The sequence below is a fragment of the Apilactobacillus ozensis DSM 23829 = JCM 17196 genome (genome assembly GCF_001435995.1).
In the GTDB taxonomy this organism is placed as follows: Bacteria; Bacillota; Bacilli; order Lactobacillales; family Lactobacillaceae; genus Apilactobacillus; species Apilactobacillus ozensis.
In genome coordinates, this window is record NZ_AYYQ01000014.1 from 1 (window position 1) to 1,687 (window position 1,687).

1 rRNA gene is annotated in these 1,687 nt (G+C 48.8%); it reads left to right on the plus strand.

Features of this window, described 5'->3' with window-relative positions:
- The first annotated feature begins 62 nt into the window (after positions 1–62).
- Positions 63–1,631, plus strand: a 16S ribosomal RNA gene (locus FD06_RS02550).
- Positions 1,632–1,687 lie beyond the last annotated feature (56 nt).

Genomic DNA, 1,687 nt, shown 5'->3' on the forward strand with positions numbered 1-1,687 from the left:
CGAAGTCAATTCGCTTATAAAAAAACAATTAATTTGATGAGCTAAGTTAAGCTTTTCATCTCTAAGATGAGAGTTTGATCCTGGCTCAGGACGAACGCTGGCGGCGTGCCTAATACATGCAAGTCGAACGCGTCCTCGTTAAAAATTGGTGCTTGCATTAATTTTTAACATTGGGACGAGTGGCGAACTGGTGAGTAACACGTGGATAACCTGCCCTGAAGTATGGGATAACATTTGGAAACAAGTGCTAATACCGTATAATTAGTAAAAGTCGCATGACTTCTACTTGAAAGATGGTTCTGCTATCGCTTTAGGATGGATCCGCGGCGTATTAGCTAGTTGGTGAGATAAAAGCCCACCAAGGCGATGATACGTAGCCGACCTGAGAGGGTAATCGGCCACATTGGGACTGAGACACGGCCCAGACTCCTACGGGAGGCAGCAGTAGGGAATCTTCCACAATGGACGAAAGTCTGATGGAGCAACGCCGCGTGAGTGAAGAAGGGTTTCGGCTCGTAAAACTCTGTTGTTAAAGAAGAACAAGTGTAAGAGTAACTGTTTACGCTTTGACGGTATTTAACCAGAAAGCCACGGCTAACTACGTGCCAGCAGCCGCGGTAATACGTAGGTGGCAAGCGTTGTCCGGATTTATTGGGCGTAAAGCGAGCGCAGGCGGTTTTTTAAGTCTGATGTGAAAGCCTTCGGCTCAACCGAAGAAGTGCATCGGAAACTAAATAACTTGAATACAGAAGAGGACAGTGGAACTCCATGTGTAGCGGTGAAATGCGTAGATATATGGAAGAACACCAGTGGCGAAGGCGGCTGTCTGGTCTGTTATTGACGCTGAGGCTCGAAAGCATGGGTAGCGAACAGGATTAGATACCCTGGTAGTCCATGCCGTAAACGATGAATGCTAGGTGTTGGAGGGTTTCCGCCCTTCAGTGCCGCAGCTAACGCATTAAGCATTCCGCCTGGGGAGTACGACCGCAAGGTTGAAACTCAAAGGAATTGACGGGGGCCCGCACAAGTGGTGGAGCATGTGGTTTAATTCGATGCTACGCGAAGAACCTTACCAGGTCTTGACATCTTCTGCCAACCTAAGAGATTAGGCGTTCCCTTCGGGGACAGAATGACAGGTGGTGCATGGTTGTCGTCAGCTCGTGTCGTGAGATGTTGGGTTAAGTCCCGCAACGAGCGCAACCCTTATTATTAGTTGCCAGCATTAAGTTGGGCACTCTAGTGAGACTGCCGGTGATAAACCGGAGGAAGGTGGGGATGACGTCAAATCATCATGCCCCTTATGACCTGGGCTACACACGTGCTACAATGGACGGTACAACGAGTTGCGAAACCGCGAGGTCAAGCTAATCTCTTAAAGCCGTTCTCAGTTCGGATTGCAGGCTGCAACTCGCCTGCATGAAGTTGGAATCACTAGTAATCGTGGATCAGCATGCCACGGTGAATACGTTCCCGGGCCTTGTACACACCGCCCGTCACACCATGAGAGTTTGTAACACCCAAAGCCGGTGGGGTAACCTTTTAGGAGCTAGCCGTCTAAGGTGGGACAGATGATTAGGGTGAAGTCGTAACAAGGTAGCCGTAGGAGAACCTGCGGCTGGATCACCTCCTTTCTAAGGATATTACGGAAACTTACACTAGGTTATCAAATCTTATTCAGTTTTGAGAG